This window comes from Streptomyces sp. NPDC102467 (assembly GCF_044765445.1).
GTDB lineage: Bacteria > Actinomycetota > Actinomycetes > Streptomycetales > Streptomycetaceae > Streptomyces.
The window spans coordinates 26,630-46,366 of sequence record NZ_JBIWKA010000032.1; the positions used below are offsets into that span (position 1 = coordinate 26,630).

The window sequence follows — 19,737 nt, forward strand, 5'->3', positions numbered from 1 at the left end:
CGGCCGTCGGCAGGGGTGGAGGAGCGCGCGGGCATGCCGGCCGACCTTCGTGATGGGTGCGACGACCGCTCCATGACGCCCTCCCTCCTAGGTCTGTGACCAAAAGCGTACCCACGACGGTAGGTCAACTCCACCTGCCGGAGTCGACTTTGAGGAAGCGTCATATGCCACAACGGGCGGCCCAAACCGCCGTCGCAGCGGCTCTCACCTGCGGGTTTCGATGGTCGTCGTGGGTTTCCAGCCACTCGGGCGATCACGGGATTTGGCTGTTTTCCATCGATCATCCAGCACCTTTACGGGTGGGATCAAGGTGTGTTCGGGGTGGGATTCCGGGGTCAGAACATCTGCAGGCCGTACTCCCGTGCGACCGTGCGCAGCGGTTCCGACTCGGGGAAGACGTAGGTCGATTCCAGCCGGTCGACCGTGGTGTTGTCGAAGACCGCCCAGCACTGGCGCATGCCGAAGCGTGACTTGTAGGCGATGCCGTGGATGCTCGGGGTTCCCTGGGGCGTGCGCTGGGCGTGGGCCCAGCGGGCGATGGCCCGGGTCAGCCGGCGGTGGAAGCCCAGGGTGTGCTCTCGGGTCAGTTCGGGGAGGGTGACGCCGAGTTCCGGGAGCCGTGGCGCGAGCAGCGCGGTGAGCGCCTTGAGGGTGGTCTCGTCGTCGACGTCCAGGAAGCGGCTCTCCTTGGCGGGTTCTAATCGCAGGAGAATGTGCTTGGCACTCCAGTCGCGGACCATCTTTCCCGGTCCGACGAAGTACGGGCTGTCCCAGTCGCCGTCGACGAGTTCGCGCATGTCGGGATGGACCCGGAAGGGGGCCAGGGCTTCGGCGAAGCAGCCGTCCTGCTGGGAGGCGCAGTAGAGGGTGCCGTAGGTGCTGGCGCTCCAGGCGTTGCCCGCCGTGCTGTTCTCGTCCGCGGGCGCGAGGGTGTCGTAGCTGAGCGGGGCGGGTGTCTTTCCCAGTCGCCATACGCCGTCGGCGGGGGCCGCTGTCAGTCTGACGTCGGCTGCTGGGCTGGAGGTCATCGGTTCCGCTCCGGTGGTCGTCCGTTCAGGCCCTCCGAACGGGGCGGCCCGCCGGCTCCGGCCGACGGGCTTGGGGTGGTCCGCTGTGCCGCATGTCCTGAACAGGGGCGGGACAAGGGGCAAGTGATCAATTGTGGTGGTCGGACGGCCGGGGCGCGAGTCACTTGCGAGACATCCCGGGGGCGCGCGAGGCATTCCGGGGGGCGCGTCGGCCGTGAGGATGTGCGGGGCTGTCGGTGGCGTCGTATGGGTGCGGGCGGTTCGGTGCAGGTCCTGCCCGTTCGGATCTGCTCACCATCTGTCCGTTGGAGCTGCTCAGCTTCGGTCCGTTCGGAGCTGCTGGGCCTCTGTCCGTCCAGATTCTGCTCAGGTCCCGTTCAGCGCGCCAGGGCCGGGTGGGCCAGGTCCAGGCTGGTCAGGGTAGTTCCGGCGTGGCCTGCCAGGACCAGGTCGACGGTCGCCGTGCCGGCGCGGGGGGTGGCGTCCAGCCAGGTCAGCGGGGTCGCCGTCGCGACGGTGAGGAGTTGCTTGCAGGTGACCGCATCCCACAGATGCATGATGCCGTCGCGGGAGGCGCTGACGACGTACGTGCGGTGTTGGGCCGTGAAGGTGGCGAGGGCGTGCACGGGGGCCCGGTGGCCCGTCAGGCGCGGGCCGACGGGCTGGGCGGTGGCCAGGTCCCACAGCCGGATGTCGGCCTGGTCGCCGGCGGTGACCAGGAACGGCGGGAGGCCGTCGGCGGGCGCCGTGTTGAGAGCGAGCGCGTGCAGGATGCCCTGGTCGCAGTGGATGCGGGCGGCGCTGTCGTCGGCCGTCGCGGGGTCCCACAGGCGGACGACGCCCTCGGTGCCCGCGCTGGCGAGCCAGGGCCGTCCCTCGGCCGGGCAGGCGGCGGCGAGCGCCTTGACGCTCATCGTGTGGCTGTCCCAGGTGCGCAGCAGGCTGGAGGTCTGCAGGTCCCACAGGCGGACGCGGTAGTCGTCGGAGGCGGTGAGGAGCAGGGCCAGGGCGCCGTCCGGACTCGTACAGGCGGCGACATGGCGGGTCGGGGCGCCGCAGGCGAGGGGTGGCAGGGGTGAGGTCGCGGGCGCCGCCGGGTCCCAGGCGCGGACGGTGCCGGTGACGTCGGCGTACAGGAGCAGGTGCCGGGTGGCGCGGCGGGCCCAGGTCAGTGCGGTGACGGACTCGGGGGCGGTGAACGCGGTGGTTGTCCTGCCGGTGCGGGTCTCGGTCAGGCGGACGCGGGTGCCGTGGGCGGTCGCGATGCGGGGGCCGCTGTCGCTGTGCCACAGCGCGGTGCCGGTCGTGTGCCGGGGGGCCGGGGTGGGGCCCGCGGTGAGGCGGTGCTCGATGTCGGCCGCGGTCCACAGGCGCAGGGTGGCGTCGGCGGCCCCCGACAGGAGCGCGCCGGGGCGGTCCGGGCTCTCGGGCAGCGCGGCGAGGGCGGTGACGGTGTCGGTGTGGCCGCGCAGTTCGGCGACGGTCGCGGTGGCGGGCTCCCACAGGGTGACGGTGCGGCCGCGGGCGGCGGCGAGGACGACGCTCTCGTCGTCCAGGGCGAGCCGGCACAGGTCCTTGACGGGCTCCCCGTGTCCGGGCGCGGTGGCGGGCAGCCGTCCCTCGGTCGCGGACCAGGAGGTGAGGCTGCCGTCCGCGTGCCCGCAGTAGAAGAGGCCGGGCTCGGCGCCGACGGTCAGGGTGCGGACGGGCGTCGGCAGGGGGTGCACGGCACGGACCATGCCGTCGAGGTGGTGCACGGTCAGGTCGTGCGCCGCGTGTACGAGGACCCGCTCGCCGTCGGTGTCGACCAGCGTGGTCAGCGCGCCGCGCAGCACGCGGGGCGCGGTGGCGACGGTGCGGGCCGGTTGCGGTGGGGCCCAACCGGCCAGCTCGCTGCGCCCGTTGATCGCCCAGACGGCGAGGTCGCCCCGGTCGTCGAAGCCGCACACCGCGTCGTCGAACCAGGTGGAATCGGTGTGGCAGCCCAGGGCCGCGTGCCGGTGCGCGTCCCACAGCCGTACGGTGCCGTCGGTGCCGGCGGTCACCAGGTACTGGCGTCGGTCGGGCCCCGGCGGGCTGACGTGCAGGGCGCGGATCTCACCGGTGTGCGCGGCGAGGGGTGCGTCGGCGGGCTGGGCGGTGGCGGCGTCGAGGAAGGCGAGGGTGCCGGTCGCGGTGGCGACGGCGACAAGGAGGCCGCGGCGGGGGTCGTCCAGGGTGAGCAGTCGGGTGGGCGGGGCGGGGAGTGTGACCCAGATGTTCGCGGTCAGGCGCCAGTTGGCGAAGTCGACGGTGAGCGGGCTGTCGGCGGGCGGCGCGGCCTCGGGCGGCATCCGGGTGCGCGGGGTGTCCGGGTGGGTGAGGGCGGTGTGGGCGAGGTGGAGACTGGCCATCCGGGAGGGCAGCGGCGCGTCACGCAGGTAGGGCTCTATCGCCGACCACGCCGTCAGCCAGTCCCGGGGGCCGCGGGCCCGGGTGTGGTGGAGCAGCGCGCGGATGCCACCGCCGGTGTCCCCGGCGAGGGCCTGCGGCGGGACCCGCGCGTCGTCGAGCACGCCCCCGAGCGCGGCGTGCCGGGCCAGGTGCCGACGGGCGTACGGGGGTGGCGGCCGCTCGGGGTCGGTGCTCAGGGCGGCGAGCTGCGCGGCGATCCGCGCGTGCACGGCCGCCTCGCCGTTGCCGTCGTCCTCCAGCTCGTGGCCGCGCGGGGTGTCGTGGTGGCCCGTCACGGGGTGGCCTCCGTGCCGTGCTCTGGCGCCGCGCGCCGGTCGGGGGCGAGCCCGGCGGGCACGTCGGCGGCGTGCTGGTGCGTCACAGGGTGCCCTTTCACCTGGCCGGCCAGCTGCGCAGGATCTGTGCCAGCTGTTCGTGGGCGGGTCGGTAGACCACGCGGTCGTCCTCGTGGTCTGTGGTGAGATACCCGGCCAGGCGGCTTTTCAGTAGCTGACGGATCTTCTCGTCGGGGTCACGCAGGGGCGCTTGGAGCACGGCATGGGTCAGTGCGGGCCATACGTCCCCCCAGGCGACCCCGCGCCCCAGCGCGAACGCGCTCGCCCGCAGCAGGCCGACGGCCTCGGTGGCGGTCAGGCCGCCGCCCGCGGCGACGGCGAGTTCGATGTCGGTCAGCAGCAGCCCGGTGATGCCGTCGCCCACGCGGTGCAGCCAGGCCGGGTCGGCGAGCAGGGCGGGGCCCGCGGTCCTGAGTTGTTCCACGGCCAGGCGGGCGTGGAGGAAGGAACCCGTGGCGTGGGCGCCGACGACGAGCGCGGCCCGCGAGACGGCCGCGCCGTCCCACCGCTCCTGCTCGCGCAGCAACACGTGGACGTAGGCGCGGATGTCCTGGTCGGGGTCGGTGTCGCAGCGCACGGTGGAGGCGTGCGGGAAGCGGTCGGCGAGTTCGGCGAGCAGGTCGTCCGCGGCCGGCCGGGGCGCGTCACCGGCGGCGGTGGGGCGGGCGCTGCGTACGCCGAGGAGCAGCCGGACCCGGCGGCGCCGTGCGGCGGGTCCCCGCAGGGCGGGCGCCGGCACGCCGCCCGCCGCACAGGTCGCGGTGACGAACGGGGCCAGCGCGGTGGTGATGAAGTGCGTCGGGTCGTACGCCTCGTCGAGGCCGTCCACGACGACCGTGACGGGCGGCCCGGGGCGGGCCAGGAATTCCTCCAACGCGCTCTGCCAGTCGCCGAGTTCATCGGCGTCGTCGGCGGGGCGGCAGCCGAGCGCGCGGCCCAGCTGCCGGAGCGCGGTCAGGGCGGTGTGGTTGCGGGCCGAGACCGCGGCGCTGACCGCGCAGGGCGGCGGGATCGTCTCGGGCGGGCCGTCGAGGGCGGTCCTGTAGCGCTCCTCGGCGCGGAACACGGGGTCGCTGAGCGTCACCATGCGGCCCAGCAGGGCCGACTTCCCGGTGCCCGCGCTGCCGGTGACGATCATGGCGCCGCGGGGCCGCTGGATGAAGTCGACGAGGAGCCGGTTGAGGGCGGTGCGCCCGGAGAAGTACCAGCCGCCGTCGGCCTTGTCGAGGCGGCCGCTCGCCTTCTCCAGCCAGTACTCCAGCTCGTCGAAGGTCGCCGCGACATCGCTGACCTCGGCCTTGGCGACGCGCGGGGCAGGCTCGTAGCCGGGGTTGGGCAGGGCACGGGAGCGCTCGTGCTGCCACTGGGTCAGCAGCGGCTGGGGGATGTTGACGCGGGCGTGGGCCCGGCGGGCGTGGCGGCGTACGGGCCGCTCGTCCTCGATGAGCCGGGCGGCCCGGTTGAGCAGCTGCGTGAACTCGCTCATCGTCAGGTGCGGGTGGGCGATCTGCTCACTGGTGGTGGCCAGCAGATGGGCGCGGGAGAGCACCCGGGCCAGCTCAAGGCCGAGCACCTGACGGCCCCGCTCGGTGGTGGCCAGTACGTTGAGGCGGGCCTCCTCCTTGCGGGCGGGCGCCAAGTCGTCCTGCAGTGCGACGAGTTCGCTCTGCACGGCCGCGGACTCGCACATGTTGAGGATGACCAGGACGTCTCGCGCATGCGAGTCCAGTGCCGCGTAGGCGAGGGCGGAGGTCGGTACGGCGGTGGCCAGGAGACGTTCGTCGGAGGTGTCCGGCAGGCGCAGGTAGTGGCGGGTGGACTTGGCGGCCAGGCCGTGTGCGCTGACGAACAGGATGAGGGGAGTCGTGGCGTCGGTCTCGCGCAGGCCGCTCCGCTCCAGGTACGTCTCGACCTCGTGCCGCGTCGACAGCGGTGTGCCGTCCGGGTTCGCCGAGAGCCGCCGGCCGAACTCGCCGCCGCCGCGCGGCCACCACAACTCCAGTGCGGCCAGCTGCTGTTCGAGCGCCTCGTCGAAGCCCGGGTCGCCGTCCGGGACGACCAGGGCGACCAGCAGTCCGCGCGGCTCCGTCGCCACTGGCCCGTGCGGCCGGTCGAGCTCGTCCGGCTCAGCAGCAACAGCCGCAACCGGCCCCCGTTGCTTGCTCATCTTCCCTATTGTTCCCGTCCATGAGCCCCCAGCGACAGGTCAGCACGCCCCGACCCGCCTCCGGAGAGGCAGAGCTGTCACACCATGTGACGCAGGATGCGGTCGTCATCGTTCCCGGCATCATGGGCAGCGAACTGCGCGACAGCGCCACCGGCTCCGTCCTGTGGGGCCTGTCAGGGACCGGCTGGCTGCTCAGGGCGTGGACCCGGCGCGACGGACTGGCCGGGCTGCACCTGACCGACGACGAACTCACCGGCAGGACCGGCCGCGTTCAGGCCACCCAGCTCCTGCGCCACGGCACCTGGACGCCGTACCTGCGCGGCCAGGAGCCCTACACCGACCTGATCGACACCGTGCGGGAGCACGTCGCCGACCCGGCCGCGATCCTGCCCTTCCCCTACGACTGGCGGCTCCCGGTCGCCACGAACGGGAAGCTGCTCGCCGCGCGGGCCCGCGAACACCTCACCGCCTGGCGCGAGCACCCCGCGCACCTGGCCGCCCTCGGCCACCGTGCCGACCGGCGGCCGGCCCGGCTGGTCTTCATCGCGCACTCCATGGGCGGCCTGGTCACGCGCAGCGCCCTGGACGGCACCCACTTCGACGACCTGGCCGCCGACACCCGTACCGTCGTCACCCTCGGCACGCCGTTCCACGGTTCCGTGAAGGCCACCGTCATCCTCAACAGCGGCCGCGGCGCCCCGGTCCCACTCCCCCACGCCAAACTCCGGGCCCTGTGCGCGACCATGCCAGGACTGCACGATCTGCTGCCGCTGTACCGCTGCCTGCGCGTCGGTGACGACGTACACCGCCTCGACGCCGGCCACATCACGGCGCTCGGCGGCCACCCCGGTTTGGCCCGCGACTCCCTCGCCTTCCACGCGCGTCAGCGGCACGTCCCGCTGCCGGACCACCGCACGGTCGTCGGCACCCGCCAGCCCACCGAGCAGAGCCTGTCGCTGGCCTCCGGTCACGTCACGGCGTACGGCGACGGCCCACGGCCCCACAGCGACGGCACCCTCATCCGCGACCGCGACGGCCGCGTCCGGTACTTCGCGGCGCACGGCGACGGCACCGTCTACCGCGACGCCGCCACCCTGTCCGGCCACGTCTCCACGGTCCCCGCCCAGCACGGCGACCTGGCCCGCGCCGACAGCGCCCTCGACGCGGTCACCGACATCCTCCTGGAGGACCTGCCGCACGGCATTCCCCTGGGCGAGCCCGGCTGTGGCCTCTCCGTCCCGGACCTGGCCGAGGCGGGCGTCCCCTGGCGGGCCACGGCCGAGAACATCGACTCCGCGCAGGGTCTCACCTGCACCCTCACCGACACCGGGACGGGCGCGGAACGCCCGGTCCCGGTGCACATGCGGGACGGCCGCCCCACGGCCACGATCACCGCCGACGCGCCGGGCCTGTACCGGGTCGGGCTGCACACGTACGACCGTTACACCGTCAGCCAGTTGGTGCTCGTCAGTGCGCCGGGGGTGCTGGCGGAGGCGGAGGACTAGGCCCTTGGGAAAACCAGAAACCGCGGCACCTCGCTTTCGAGGTGCCGCGGTCGTGGAAAGGGTTCGTACTCAGCCCGACTTGCGCCGGAAGTTACGCTTCTGCCCTGCGGGGCCACTCATGTTCGTGACCTTGCCACGCCCCTCTTCATGCGCCTGCTTCGCCTGTGAGGTCTTGGACTTGCGTGCCAAGGCCTCTTTGAACTTCGCGAGCGTCTCGTCCTCGGGGCGGTTGCTCTTCGGAGTTTCAGCCATTCGGTCCTCCTTGCGGTAGTGGACAACTGTGTCGGGAAGACCCGCCCCCAGGTTATGTCCTGCCTGTCATATGCGGTGCATCCGGCGGCCACGCGGCCGAGCGGCGGCCCGCGTCGGAATACCGGTTACTTGGGGTCGGCGTTGAACTGTGCCTGGGACCAGCGGTAGCCCAGGACGGTCAGGGCGGCGCACCAGACCAGCGCGATCCACCAGTTGTTGCCGATCTCGGTGCCGAGGAGCAGTCCGCGCAGGGTCTCGATGGCGGGGGTGAAGGGCTGGTACTCGGCGATCGGCTGGAACCAGCCGGGCATGGAGTGCAGGGGCACGAAGGCGCTGGAGATGAGGGGGAGCAGGATCAGCGGCATCGCGTTGTTGCTGGCCGCTTCGGCGTTGGGGCTGCCCAGGCCCATGCCGACGGCGATCCAGGTGAAGGCGAGGGCGAAGAAGGCGAGCAGGCCGAAGGCTGCCAGCCATTCCAGGACGGTCGCGTCGGTGGAGCGGAAACCCATGGCCGCTCCGATGGCGCCGACCAGGACCACGCTGATGATGATCTGCAGGACGCTGCCGACGACGTGGCCGAAGAGGATGGAGCTGCGGTGGATGGCCATGGTGCGGAAGCGGGCGATGATGCCTTCGCTCATGTCGGTGGAGACCGATACCGCGGTGCCGATCGTGGTGGAGCCGATGGTCATGAGCAGGATGCCGGGGACGATGTAGGCGATGTAGGCGGTGCGGCCCGCGCCGCCGCTCATGGTGTCGCCGAAGATGTAGACGAACAGCAGGAGCAGCATGACCGGGGTGAGCAGCAGGTTCAGCGTGAGGGACGGATAGCGGCGGGCGTGCAGCAGGTTGCGGCGCAGCATCGTGTTCGAGTCGCGCACGGCGAGGGAGAGAGAGCTCATCGGACGGTCTCCTTGGACTGGCTGGGCACGGCGGTGGCGATGCCGGTAGTGGTGGTGGCGGTGAGGGCGAAGAAGACGTCGTCGAGGTCGGGGGTGTGCACGGTGAGTTCGTCGGCTTCGATGCCGGCCGCGTCCAACTGGTCGAGGACCGCGCGCAGTTCGCGCTGGCTGCCGTCGCTGGGGAGCTGTAGTGACAGGGCCTCGTCGTCGCGGACGGATTGGTGCAGCGCGGCGGCGGCGGACTGGTAGGCGAGCGGGTCGGAGAAGCGCAGCCGTACGTGACCGCCCGGGACGATCCGCTTCAGCTCTTCCGCGGTGCCTTCGGCGGCGATCTTCCCGTCGTTCAACACCGCGATCCGGTCGGCGAGTTCGTCGGCCTCTTCCAGGTACTGGGTAGTGAGGAAGACGGTCACACCATCGGTGACGAGTTCGCGGATGATGCCCCACATGTTGTGGCGGGAGCGCGGGTCCAGGCCGGTGGTGGGCTCGTCGAGGAAGATGATCCGCGGGTTGCCGACCAGCGTCATGGCGATGTCCAGGCGCCGCTTCATACCGCCGGAGTAGGTGGAAGCGGGCTTCTTCGCCGCCTCCACGAGGTCGAACCGTGCAAGCAACTCGGCGGCGACCCGCCGCCCCTCGCTCTTCGAGAGGTGGTGCAGGTCCGCCATGAGAAGCATGTTCTCCTCACCCGTGATCAGCCCGTCGACGGCGGAGAACTGCCCCGTCACACCGATCGCCGCGCGGGCGGCCTGTGCGTGGGTGGCGAGGTCGTGGCCGCCGACCCGGATCTGCCCGGAGGCGGAGTCGGGTGAGACGAGGGTGGAGAGGATCTTGACGGCGGTGGTCTTGCCCGCGCCGTTCGGACCGAGCAGGGAGAAGACCGTGCCGTGCGGGACGGTCAGGTCGATGCCGTCCAGGACGGTCTTGTCGCCGTAGGTCTTGCGCAGCCCGTACGCCGCGATGGCCAGGTCGGTCATGAGGGGAGACTCCTTCTGGTGGCTGCGTGATCAGAGGCTGCGGGCGGTGATGTCGCCGTGGGCGGTGGTGGCGTGGATGTTCAGGGCGGCGGTGGGGCCGTCGGTGTTGTCGAGCGAGTTGGTGATCCGGCCGTAGGTGGTGCCGGCGTCCAGCGAGGCGGAGCTGCCGCGGGCGGCGCCGACGGTGATGTCGCCCTGCTGGGTGGTGAGCGTGAGCGTGCCGCGGGTGGCCTCGGTGACGGTCACGTCGCCGCGCTGGGTGCTGATCTCGCCGGGGCCGTTCAGCCGTCCGACGGTGATGGCGGCGTCGAGTCCGGTGAGGTGGGCGCTTGCCGCCTCGTCGAGCTTCACGGAGCCGTGGCCTCCGTCGAAGGTGACATCGCCGAGGCGGCCCACACCCCGGAACTCGGCGGCGGCGGCCTTGGCCTCGATGCGGGAGCCGGCCGGCAACTGGACGGTGACCTCGACCGATCCGGAGTTGCCGAGGATCCGGTTCGTGGCTTCCGGGGCCTGGATCCGCAGGACGCCGTCGGCGTAGCTGATGCCGGTCTGTTCGGCGGCCTTGACGTCGCGGGTCTTGGCGGGGTTGGCGGGCCGGACCTCGACGGTGGTGTCGGCGCGGTCGGCGGCGATGAACTGGATGCGTCCCGCGGGGATGTCGAGGACGGCCTGGACAGCGGTGGGGGTGTCGAACTTCTGCATGGTGCGCTCCTTCATCCGTGTCGCGCACCGCTTCGGTCCGCGCTGTTTCCGATGAGAGAAACGCTACGTTGCATTTACATACTCGGCAACATACTTGTTGCACCCGAATCCTATAACTGCAGTTCAGAGCAGCAAAGTTGATGCAATGGCCTCACGCTTAACGCAACGCTTTCCCCTGCGGTCGTTGCAACGAGATGCACGTGAACGCTATAACCGACGCGAGACGGAGACCGAGGGATACGCAAAAGGGACCGAGGGACCGCGGCGAGCTGTGCTCGCGCGGCCCCTCGGTCCCTTCCGCTCACTTCACCCGACAGGTCAGGCGTCTCTGCGCCCCGGCAGGTACTGGTCGAGCACGACCGCCAGGAACTTGGTGTGGTCGGGCAACCCTGCCTCGGCCACGAGCCCGTCGATGACGGCCCGCTGCGCCCTCGTCGGCTTGTACTGCAGCTGTACGGGCCCCAGGCCACGCAGGTCCGTGTTGTCCGGCGCCACGGCGAACAGCTTGGACTGGAACTTGGGTGCCCGCCGCGCGTCCTCGACGACCTGCGCGAGCCCCTTCTCCGCGGCCGCATCGACGGCGAGGAAGACGATCTGCGTGTGCGTCAGGTCGCTCTGCTTGCGCAGCTTGCGGAAGCGATTGGCGACGTTCGTCGACACGTAGAAGCCGACAGGCCTGGCGGTGTCCGCGTCGTCGACGGCCGGCGCGGGCTCCTCCACGATCTCGCGCGTGGGGCCCGGCACGACGGCCACCGGGCGCGGGGCCACGGGCGCGGCGGGAGCGGGCGCGGCGGGAGCGGCGGCGGGCGCCGGAGTCTGCGTCGAGGCCCACCCGGCGAGCGCACCGCCCGGCGCCCCTCCCCCACTGAACAGATTGCCGACGCCCTGGTCCGACATACCCTGCTCGTCGTCCTCGTCGGCGCGGGTCTTCTTGTTCTTCGGCGGTGTCATGCCGCGGCTTCCTTCCTCAGTTCGAGTGCCCTGGCGAACATCTCTTCGGTGAATCCTTCGTAGTCTGCGGCAAGTCCCTCGGCGGTCTCGGGAATGCTCCGGTCCCCGCCCGCGCGCCGCTCGGCCAACTCCTGCACCAGCAGCCCGCGCTTGCGCACCAGCCGGGCCACCGATTCGGTGTGCCCGATGAGGTGTTTGAACATGTGGGCCTCTTCGCCCAGCACCTTCTGCACCTGGCGCCGCACGTCGGCGTGGATGCCGGTGTACGTACGGCCGGTGTCGAAGAGCAGCACCCCGAGCAGTGCGATATGCGGGTTGATCTGGCTGACGAACTTGACGTACGAGAACTCCAGCCCGATCTGCGCGAGCCCGTCCTCCGCCCCGCCGTCGCTCTTGACCGGGATGACCAGCCAGCGCGAGGCGGACAGCGCAAGGCGCTGCAGCGACGGGTTCTCCGGCGGGGTGTCGAGAATGATGATCTGGTACTGGTGCGCGATCGGCAGCAGACACATCAGCAGCCGCAGATAGGCGTGCGGGCCTTCCTTGGCGAGCAGCGTGTGGAAGAAGATCCCGAACTCGTCGCCGAGCGCCGGTCCGCCCAGGACGACGTCGAGGTTCTCCCGGACGTTCTCGACCGGCTTCAACGGCGTACCCGTCCGCAACGATTCGAGGAGCCCCGCTCCTCCGTCGTTCCACTCGGCCCGCTTGTACCCGAGTTCACGCGCGATGTTGCCCTGCGCGTTGCAGTCGATGATGAGCGTCCGGAGCCCGCTGCGCGCGGCCTTGCCTGCGGCGTTCGCGGAGACGGACGACTTGCCGACGCCCCCCTTGCCGTTGCCGAACATGAAGATGTGCGACAGCGACTCCCAGGGGATGCCGGGAAGCTGCGCATGGGCGTCAGGCGCTGCGAAGGGACTGGACATGGGTCCTCTCAGTCTGGTCAGGCTCGGAGACGGTAAAGAAATGCCCCTTTTGGGGTTGTTCGCACGGCCAAAACTTCTCTCAGAACGATCCTGCGCTCAGAAACGCCCTGACCCGGTGCCGAGTACCCCCGGAATCCTCCTCGGGGGCCCCACCGAGCCCCTTCGAGACGGCATACCGCCAGACCAAGAGGCCTTTCCGTGATGCCGCGACAGCATGCGGCCCGACAGTGCTCACTGTCGGCAGGCTCGCGTTTCTCCCGGCGTGGCCGTCCACCTCTTCCTCGGCGAATACCCCTGCTGGGAACACACTTGACACCCCCACAGAACCAGTCACCTCCGGCGAAGTTGCGTCGCTTGGCGATCAACAGGCTACCAGGGCCACCCGGCACCCCACGGAGTGACACGCAGGCGCACAGGCTTTCTCGCACAGGTCCGTGCCGACACACTCCCCCAGTGCGGTACCTGGCGGCACATCAGCATCCCGACGGACCGGAGTACTTACGTCTGCTCAGGCAGTCCCTCAAGCAGACCGTCCGGCAACCACTCCATCTGCTCCGCCCATGCCCACCTCAGGTGCGAGGCGTACCAGCAGGGACATCGGCGCCCTGGCCCGGCACCGCATACTTGGGCCGACCGGCGACGCGACCCACACGCCTACTTCCACCCAACTCGGCTCGCCCCTCACCACGTACACCGGCATACGAGCTTGCGAGCGCACCGGGAGACCGGCGAGCCTGTGCACAGACCGTCCGGTAGAGCCGCAGACGGATCGGCGTACCCGCATGTGGGTCAGCGCGTCCACACACCGTCCGACGGCCGTACGGGTAACGGCACCGGCTCGCTGACAAGCACCCAGGTCCCTGGACCGGCCCACCCGCACCCCAGTCTGCCGTCGCGTCGTGATGCCGACCGCCCGTCGTGCCCACGTGCCTGCGTACGGTGCGGCATGCGGGGAAGCCGCCTGACCGGTTGCCGTGCTGGCTCACGGGCAAGTCGCCCTGCGGGTCTGGAGGCAGGCCCTGCGTCGAATACGTCGACCGATGCACATGCTGGCATGCAGGTGGGCCTGGGCACGCACTGGCAGACGTACCGTGAGGGGCGCCAGCCCGCCAGCAGTCAGGCTGGCTTCCACACCGACCGGCGACCGCACAGGGCCACGTGTCGGTGGGCTTACTAAGGGTTCCGCCTGCGAACTGGCCTGTCGACCGGTGAGCATGTGAGCACGCTGACTGGCGGGCACTTCGGCCGCTACTCAGGGTGCGAACCTCACCGACGAACGAACGCGCAAACATGCCAAGCCCCTTGCCCAATTCAAGGGATGGTGATGCATGGTTGCAGACATACGCAGGTGGACCCGAGTGTACGCCGCAGGCGCGGCGTGTAGGCAAACCCTGATGACGTCCTAGCTCAAGGCAGATCGCAAGGCAGGGCGCAAGATGATAACGACCACCCCTCAAGAGGTTTGCGCGCAAGCTTGCACCGATGTTTGCAGTGTCATTTGTTTTACCTGGTCAGAGGCTGTTTTCAACGTTCAGATGTATCGCCATCATAGGGCACCGCTCGACTACCATTGCAGGGGACTCTCGGCTTGACGGGCCATCAGTGGGAGGTGCTTCAGCTTGGGATCACCAGCTGACTCAACACCTGCCTGCGCAGGGGGAGCGCTTGCCGATGCGGCTCTGAGAACGCGATACACCATCGCGTAGGCCACGCTGGGAGACTGCCGTTGGTGAGATTGCGGATGGTTGTCATGCGCCTCAACAGTGCCTCGGCAGCGATCGCATATGGGGTGCCCGCCGCGCACCACCCGAGACGCGGGCCGCGTCCTAGCCAGTGAGGAAGTGCTGCCTGGCGGACCGCTGCGGCGAGCGTGGTCCGGGGGATGAGTCCGGCAAGCAGAACCAAGTCCGCAGTCGCTTTCGTACCGTCGGCGATGCGACGATTCGACGGAAGGGCGGGGAGTCGAGTCCGGATGTACCCAGGACCTGTCTCCTTGCGTCATGTTCCCGGCCCGAGAACTGATGCACTCGCAGGCCGCTCTCCATGCGAGGGCGTTGTGCGGCCATGCAGGCCCCGGCCGTGGACGCAGCCCTGATCGTCATACGGTGTCGTCAGCGATGCCCTGATCCGCTGTCAGCTGTCAGCTGTCCACTGTCCGCAGGTGGAACACGTGGGCCCTCCGCATGGCTGTGCGCACACACTGTCGCACGGCGTCCGCGGCAGCGGGCCTGTCGCCCTGGGTGTCGGGCAGGTGTGCCGTGCCGCGACAGATGCGCTGCCGCCGGGCGTCCTCATTTCCGCGTGCTGTTCTGCTTGCTCCGCCACAGGGCGTCTACGTGGTGCGGCGGCTGACGGCACTCCAACCGCGCGCGGCGTACCGAGCTAAGCGATGCCTGTCACGCACGGGCGCGCCGTCGAGAAGTGCGGTACAGCTCCACACCAACGCTTCGCACTGGCCGGCCGGGACTCTGCGCCGACCACACCGGGCAGCGCAGAGAGCGAACGACAGTGACATCGCTCGGCGGCGACTCGACCGGTAGCCCCTCTCGCAGACCATCTCTCCCGACCGCCGCCTCCTCACGAGCCGTCAAGGGGAGATGCGGCAGGCTCGGGCCGGGCGGGGGACAAGCCTCCCGAATGCTTCCGGTGCGCGGCACTGTGGTTCGCACCGACCTGTTTCGGAGCGTCTGGCGTTTCCCTGTCCGGTCGCTGTCATCAGTTGCCGACCGCTTCCATCCGCACATCGCAAAGTGATCTTCCTCGGCCCCGTACCCGGACACGCGAGTGCCGGGGAGGGTTCTCCGCCCGAGCTTTGCCGCACAGTTGGCGCGTCCTGGGTGCGCCGGGGTTCGGTCCTGGCCCACAGGCACCCGACGTCGGAACGACCTCATGTCCGGGAGAGCGGAGCGCACGCTCCAGTACGTCCGTAGCCGTCAACCAGTGGGGCCGACCTCGGTGTGTTCCGGGAACCATGCGGTTCAGGTGGAGAGCGGCCGGCCCGCAAGCCACTTCCGCCGGGGCGGGCATGGCCCCCCACCGGCTTGGCGAGCGGTGACCGGTCATCAGACGTGGGGGAGTGGTGGGGACATCGGAGACCGAGGCACCCCGCCCGTCCCGAGGGGGCTTCGCGACCCCGGTTTCGCGCTTTCGGTGACGCACTCTCAGAGGCTCTCAGCGAATTCATTGAGCCTTCAAGTACATTGGCATCGGCCACCTGCCTGCTCGCGCATGCCGCCGTGAAGAGCGGCGCGCAACCGCAACGGGGCCCAACAGCCCCTCCAGGGGCCCCAGAAGCCCTCGGGCAGGCACCAGCGAGGGAAGGCCGCCCAGGGAGTCCCAGAAGGCCCCTGTGGCGCTTCCAGGGGGCAGCCGCACCGTCCGGCACATCCCAGGGAGAGACAGCCCGCGGAAAAGCCACCCGCTTGCTCTGCGGGGGCGGGACTGGGACGCGGACTGTGGCCGCGCTTCGGTCCCGCTTCAGTCCCGTCCACAAAAGCCCAGGTCAGCGCCTTGTCGTACGCCAAAATGGGACCGTCACGGGACTAACGGGACCGAACCCCCTTGTTCCTAGATCGTGTGTGTGTGCGGGTATGTGCGCGTACGTAAAGAGAGAGTCAAGGGTTCTAGGCAGCTCATAAGGGGGAGGTTCGGTCCCGTCAGTCCCGTGATTTTCTGGCTCACCTGCTGTGACCTGGGCTTTTACCAGCGGGACTGAAGCGGGACTGAAGCCCGCGCGGGACCGAAGCTTTCTTGGGCCCCGCTTCAGTCCCGTCCACCCGAGCACCGCTTTACGGGAGAAGTCCATCCAAGCCGGGCTTATCGCCGAAGGCGTCCGCGGATGCCCCCCGGCGGGACTGACGGGACCGAACTTTCCACGACACATGGGACGTACTGATCACGGGAACGAGGGGGTGCGCTAGTCTCGGCAACGCCATGTCGAAAACTCAGTCCCTTTAGTCCCGTTGGCCCGTCAGAGCGCCGCTGACTATGGCTTTTGCAAAGGCCATGGGACGACGCCCGCCCCGACCCGTGACAAGGACAAGTAGTGCCGCGTCAGCTTGAGCAAAGCTCGACGGTCCTGGAGGGGACCATTGAGCAGCCTCGTGCTGTCGCCGGGTGGTGTGCCCGGGCAGGGTGGCCCGTGCATCCGCTGGCTCCCCGGCAGAAAACGCCCGCGGCCAACTGCGAGGCCTGCAAGGAGGACCGGCACGCACCGGCGACCTGTCCGTGCATCGAGGCCGGCCGCTGGTGCCACGGCTTCCACGCCGCCACCACGTCCGCCGAGCGTATCGACGCCTGGTGGGGCGCACAGCCGCGTTTCGGGGTGGGAGTCTCCTGCGGTCCGGCCGATCTCGTGGTCATCGACGTGGACGCGCACGCCGTCGAAGTCCCGGACCGGTCCCGCCTGTTGCCGGGTATTCCGATCGGCCCGCAGGTGGACCTCGCCGGCCTCGCCACGGGTTTCGACACACTGGCATTGCTTGCCGCGCTGCGGGGGAAGCCCAGTCCTGCCGAGGACGAGGCCACGCTGCGCATCCGAACACCATCCGGGGGGCTGCACATCTGGTACCGAAATGCGTATCCGGAGACGAGATACAAGTCGTCCACCGGATCGAGCCCGAGAACAGCCCTGGCCTGGCAGGTCGACGTCCGCTCCGACAACGGCTACATCGTCGCGCCCGCGACCCGTACGACAGCGGGCCGCTACACGCCCGTGGGCGACGTCCGCACGCCCGCCCCGCTGCCGCTGTGGCTCGCCGGGGAGTTGGCTCGTACCGGTCATGTTCCGCGGCCCAAGGAGACGTTCCCTGCGCCTTCCGCCGTGCGAACGCCCCGGCGAGGTGCGCCCAGAACCGCGACCAGGATTCTGGAGCCGCTCCTGGCGGAGGTCACGGCGTGTTCGGCGATCCCGGAAGGGGCGAGTTTCACGGAGAAACTGAACCGGGCGGCCTACGCTGCAGGTGGTCTGGTCCACGGCGGGCATCTGGCCGCGGGGGAGGTGCGTGCCCTGCTGGAGGAAGCGGCGCGGCACGCCCGCCCGCACCAGGAACGCCGCAACCTCGCCATCATCGAATCCGCTCTGTCCGCAGGCGCCCAGCGCCCGTTCCACCCCCGAGGACGCTCATGAGCAGCAGCGCCGAGCAGCCCCGCCGCTTCGATGCCGTCGCCGCAGCCGAGCAGATCCAGCAGCAGAGCTTCGACCTGGACCTGTCGGGCGGACAGCCGGACCTTCCCGCTCAACAGACTGAGGAGCCCAGGGTCCAGGTCAGGGAGTGCGCCCCACAGGGCGTGTTCCCCGACGAGCTGACCGACCGTGGCAACGCCAAACTCTTCGCCACCCTCTACAGGGACCGGTTCCGTCACGTCGAAGGCCTGGGCTGGTACGGCTGGGAGCAGTACCGCTGGAAACGCACCGGCGGCGAGAAGGCGGCCCTGTGGGCGGCCGGCGACATGGCCGAACAGATCCCGGACAGCGACCCGCGCGGTTACTTCAGCAACCGCGACCTGCTGATGCACCGCAGGCGCTCCCAGTCCACGGCCGGCATGAAGGCGCTGCTGCACCAGGCACAGGCGGCGCCCAGCCTCAGCCTGGACCCCGACGTGCTCGACGGCGACATCTACGTCCTGTGCACCCCGGCCGGCGTCGTCGACCTCAGGACCGGGGGCCTGCGCAAGCCGGACCCGCTCACCGACATGCACTCGCGGGCCACGACGGTGGCCCCTCAGGAGATGCCGATCCCGCGCTGGGACCGGTTCCTGCGCGACACCTTCGGCCACGACGACAAGGGCCTGGAGACCACCGACTTCCTGCACGTCCTGCTCGGCTACTCCATCACCGGCGACGTCGGCGGCCAGGTGCTGCCCTTCCTCTACGGCTCCGGCGCCAACGGCAAGTCCGTACTGCTGGACGTCATGACGCAGGTCCTCGGTGACTACGCGAACGCCGCTCCGCCCGGATTCCTCATGGAGAAGGGCAAGTTCGCCGAGCACAGCACCGAACTGACCGAGCTGCACGGCCGCCGCATCGTCGTGTGCAGCGAGCTCAAGCCGAACGACAAGTTCAACGAGGCCCGCGTCAAACTCCTCACCGGCGGCGACAAGATCACCGCCCGGCGCATGCGGCAGGACTTCTTCAGCTTCACCCCCACCCACAAGCTCTGGCTCCTGGGCAACCACCGCCCCGAGGTCGGCACCGGTGGGCACGCCTTCTGGCGGCGTATGCGGCTGATCCCCTTCGAGCGGGTCGTCCCGAACGAGCGCAAGATCGACAACCTGGCGGTCGAGCTGGTCCGCGACGAAGGCCCCGGCATCCTGCACTGGCTGATCGAGGGAGCCCGGCGCTACCTCGCCACCCGCGATCCGCTGCACGGCCCGGTCTCGGTCCGCCTGGCCACGGCCGCGTACGAGACGACCGAGGACCACATCGGGCGGTTCATCGGCGAGTGCTGCACCAAGGGGGAGGAGGGCCGCCCCAACCCCGACCTGCGCGTAGAACAGAAGCTGCTCTACGAGACCTACGCCCGCTGGTGCGCCGAAGAGAGCATCCGTCCCTCCTCGAGCCGCGCGTTCGCCAGCCGGATCCGGCAGGAGCTGGGCCTGGCATCACCGGCCGAGATGATCAAGAACAACGACCGCAAGCTCTACCCGGGCCTGGCCCTGACACCCGACGTCATGAACGCCGCACCTCAGGGCGCCTATGCCGGGAGCATGGGCCGGTGAGCCCTTACAGCGCCCTGGGCGGTCGGGGCCGCTGCCCGTACCATGGCAACGGCGATTGTCATGTCAGCCATCTGTGGGGGCAGATAACAACTGGTGTGAGCGCCACACGCATGGGCCGGTGCGCGGCCCAGGAAAATCAGGAGGGTCTGCGGTCATGAGTTCGATGCTGCAGGACAACCAGCTCGCCGACGAGGAAACCGTGGTGTGGCTGGAGAGCACGGAGAACCTCGACTACGTTCGCCAGGCCCTCGACAAGTCTTCCCGGCGCCGTGGCAAGCCGCGCTACGAGCGCGACGGCCGCATGATCGGTTACGTGAACCTGCTGCCGGGCGCCGACAAGGACCCCGACAGCGGACTCTTCGAGCGCCGCACGTTCTTCCTCCTCCCGCACGACCGTCCCAATACGCCGACGGGCCCCTACGAGGTCGGGGCGCCGGGCGAGGCGGTCGATCCGCGCACCATCGAGCCCGGCCGAGTGGGCCTGAAGACGCCGAGGTCGCAGCGTGGGCTCACGGCCGGGGCCGTCGCGTCCTAGCGGCCGGCGCTAACGGCTGGCTGCTGGGTCACACGGACATGAGGGGCGTCGCGTATGCGGCGCCCTTCTCCGTGTCCGGCGACGAGGGGCGACATGCGTTCGACCCGTGCCGGACCACTCCGGCCGGCGGTCGGGCCGGGCGGCGATGTGCTGGGCGACCGTGCGCCGAGCATGATGACACCTCAAGCGAGCTAGTGTCCCGCGCCGGAGATCCGTTGGCAGAAGCGGGCGAGTGAGTCGAGGATTTCTTCGGCTGTTTTGGTCCAGGTGAACGGGGTCGGTTTCT

13 protein-coding genes are annotated in these 19,737 nt (G+C 70.1%); 4 read left to right on the forward strand and 9 right to left on the reverse strand.

Features of this window, described 5'->3' with window-relative positions:
* Positions 1–335: 335 nt before the first annotated feature.
* The 3 genes from ACIREE_RS40130 to ACIREE_RS40140 all read right to left on the reverse strand — a co-directional run bounded on the left by ACIREE_RS40130 (position 336) and on the right by ACIREE_RS40140 (position 5,984).
* A complete protein-coding gene (locus ACIREE_RS40130) occupies positions 336–1,028 on the reverse strand; it encodes an RES domain-containing protein (RefSeq protein WP_404164155.1) in 693 nt (230 codons plus the stop codon).
* A 377-nt stretch (positions 1,029–1,405) separates the two neighbouring features.
* Positions 1,406–3,757: a WD40 repeat domain-containing protein gene (locus ACIREE_RS40135; protein WP_404164156.1), complete on the reverse strand. Its 2,352-nt coding sequence runs from the start codon at positions 3,755–3,757 to the stop codon at positions 1,406–1,408.
* Positions 3,758–3,854: 97 nt separating this feature from the next.
* Entirely contained in the window at positions 3,855–5,984 is a 2,130-nt protein-coding gene (locus ACIREE_RS40140) for a hypothetical protein (protein WP_404164158.1), read from the reverse strand.
* 20 nt (positions 5,985–6,004) lie between these two features.
* On the opposite strand from ACIREE_RS40140, the gene ACIREE_RS40145 reads away from it, so the two are divergent.
* Positions 6,005–7,489 (forward strand): esterase/lipase family protein, encoded by a 1,485-nt coding sequence (locus ACIREE_RS40145; RefSeq protein WP_404164160.1) that lies wholly within the window; start codon positions 6,005–6,007, stop codon positions 7,487–7,489.
* Between the two features lie 69 nt (positions 7,490–7,558).
* On the opposite strand, the gene ACIREE_RS40150 is transcribed toward ACIREE_RS40145, so the two are convergent.
* From ACIREE_RS40150 to ACIREE_RS40175, 6 genes are all read right to left on the reverse strand, one after another.
* Positions 7,559–7,741, reverse strand: coding sequence for a DUF5302 domain-containing protein (locus tag ACIREE_RS40150; RefSeq protein ID WP_404164162.1), 183 nt, complete (start codon positions 7,739–7,741; stop codon positions 7,559–7,561).
* A 125-nt stretch (positions 7,742–7,866) separates the two neighbouring features.
* Complete coding sequence (locus ACIREE_RS40155; protein WP_404164164.1) at positions 7,867–8,643, reverse strand: ABC transporter permease; 777 nt, start codon at positions 8,641–8,643, stop codon at positions 7,867–7,869.
* Complete coding sequence (locus ACIREE_RS40160; RefSeq protein ID WP_404164166.1) at positions 8,640–9,620, reverse strand: ATP-binding cassette domain-containing protein; 981 nt, start codon at positions 9,618–9,620, stop codon at positions 8,640–8,642. The genes ACIREE_RS40155 and ACIREE_RS40160 overlap by 4 nt, the downstream gene beginning before the upstream one ends.
* A 30-nt stretch (positions 9,621–9,650) precedes the next feature.
* Positions 9,651–10,322, reverse strand: coding sequence for a DUF4097 family beta strand repeat-containing protein (locus tag ACIREE_RS40165; RefSeq protein WP_404164168.1), 672 nt, complete (start codon positions 10,320–10,322; stop codon positions 9,651–9,653).
* A gap of 318 nt (positions 10,323–10,640) precedes the next feature.
* Entirely contained in the window at positions 10,641–11,273 is a 633-nt protein-coding gene (locus ACIREE_RS40170) for a hypothetical protein (protein WP_404164170.1), read from the reverse strand.
* Positions 11,270–12,196, reverse strand: coding sequence for a ParA family protein (locus ACIREE_RS40175; RefSeq protein WP_404164172.1), 927 nt, complete (start codon positions 12,194–12,196; stop codon positions 11,270–11,272). The genes ACIREE_RS40170 and ACIREE_RS40175 overlap by 4 nt, the downstream gene beginning before the upstream one ends.
* Before the next feature lie 4,090 nt (positions 12,197–16,286).
* Here ACIREE_RS40175 and ACIREE_RS40180 point away from each other — a divergent pair.
* The 3 genes from ACIREE_RS40180 to ACIREE_RS40190 all read left to right on the forward strand — a co-directional run bounded on the left by ACIREE_RS40180 (position 16,287) and on the right by ACIREE_RS40190 (position 19,451).
* Positions 16,287–17,324 carry a bifunctional DNA primase/polymerase gene (locus ACIREE_RS40180; RefSeq protein ID WP_404164181.1) on the forward strand — a complete coding sequence of 346 codons (1,038 nt, stop codon included), beginning with the start codon at positions 16,287–16,289 and terminating at the stop codon, positions 17,322–17,324.
* Positions 17,321–18,916, forward strand: a complete 1,596-nt coding sequence (locus ACIREE_RS40185) for a phage/plasmid primase, P4 family (RefSeq protein ID WP_404164174.1) — start codon at positions 17,321–17,323, stop codon at positions 18,914–18,916. Before ACIREE_RS40180 ends, ACIREE_RS40185 begins: the two co-directional genes overlap by 4 nt.
* A 154-nt stretch (positions 18,917–19,070) precedes the next feature.
* Positions 19,071–19,451 (forward strand): DUF6009 family protein, encoded by a 381-nt coding sequence (locus tag ACIREE_RS40190; RefSeq protein WP_404164176.1) that lies wholly within the window; start codon positions 19,071–19,073, stop codon positions 19,449–19,451.
* Positions 19,452–19,737 lie beyond the last annotated feature (286 nt).

Coding starts and splice junctions, on each gene's coding strand:
- ACIREE_RS40130 (WP_404164155.1), bottom strand. CDS start 1,028: ATGACCTCCAGCCCAGCAGCCGACGTCAGACTGACAGCGGCCCCCGCC.
- ACIREE_RS40140 (WP_404164158.1), bottom strand. CDS start 5,984: ATGAGCAAGCAACGGGGGCCGGTTGCGGCTGTTGCTGCTGAGCCGGAC.
- ACIREE_RS40145 (WP_404164160.1), top strand. CDS start 6,005: ATGAGCCCCCAGCGACAGGTCAGCACGCCCCGACCCGCCTCCGGAGAG.
- ACIREE_RS40150 (WP_404164162.1), bottom strand. CDS start 7,741: ATGGCTGAAACTCCGAAGAGCAACCGCCCCGAGGACGAGACGCTCGCG.
- ACIREE_RS40155 (WP_404164164.1), bottom strand. CDS start 8,643: ATGAGCTCTCTCTCCCTCGCCGTGCGCGACTCGAACACGATGCTGCGC.
- ACIREE_RS40160 (WP_404164166.1), bottom strand. CDS start 9,620: ATGACCGACCTGGCCATCGCGGCGTACGGGCTGCGCAAGACCTACGGC.
- ACIREE_RS40165 (WP_404164168.1), bottom strand. CDS start 10,322: ATGCAGAAGTTCGACACCCCCACCGCTGTCCAGGCCGTCCTCGACATC.
- ACIREE_RS40170 (WP_404164170.1), bottom strand. CDS start 11,273: ATGACACCGCCGAAGAACAAGAAGACCCGCGCCGACGAGGACGACGAG.
- ACIREE_RS40175 (WP_404164172.1), bottom strand. CDS start 12,196: ATGTCCAGTCCCTTCGCAGCGCCTGACGCCCATGCGCAGCTTCCCGGC.
- ACIREE_RS40185 (WP_404164174.1), top strand. CDS start 17,321: ATGAGCAGCAGCGCCGAGCAGCCCCGCCGCTTCGATGCCGTCGCCGCA.
- ACIREE_RS40190 (WP_404164176.1), top strand. CDS start 19,071: ATGAGTTCGATGCTGCAGGACAACCAGCTCGCCGACGAGGAAACCGTG.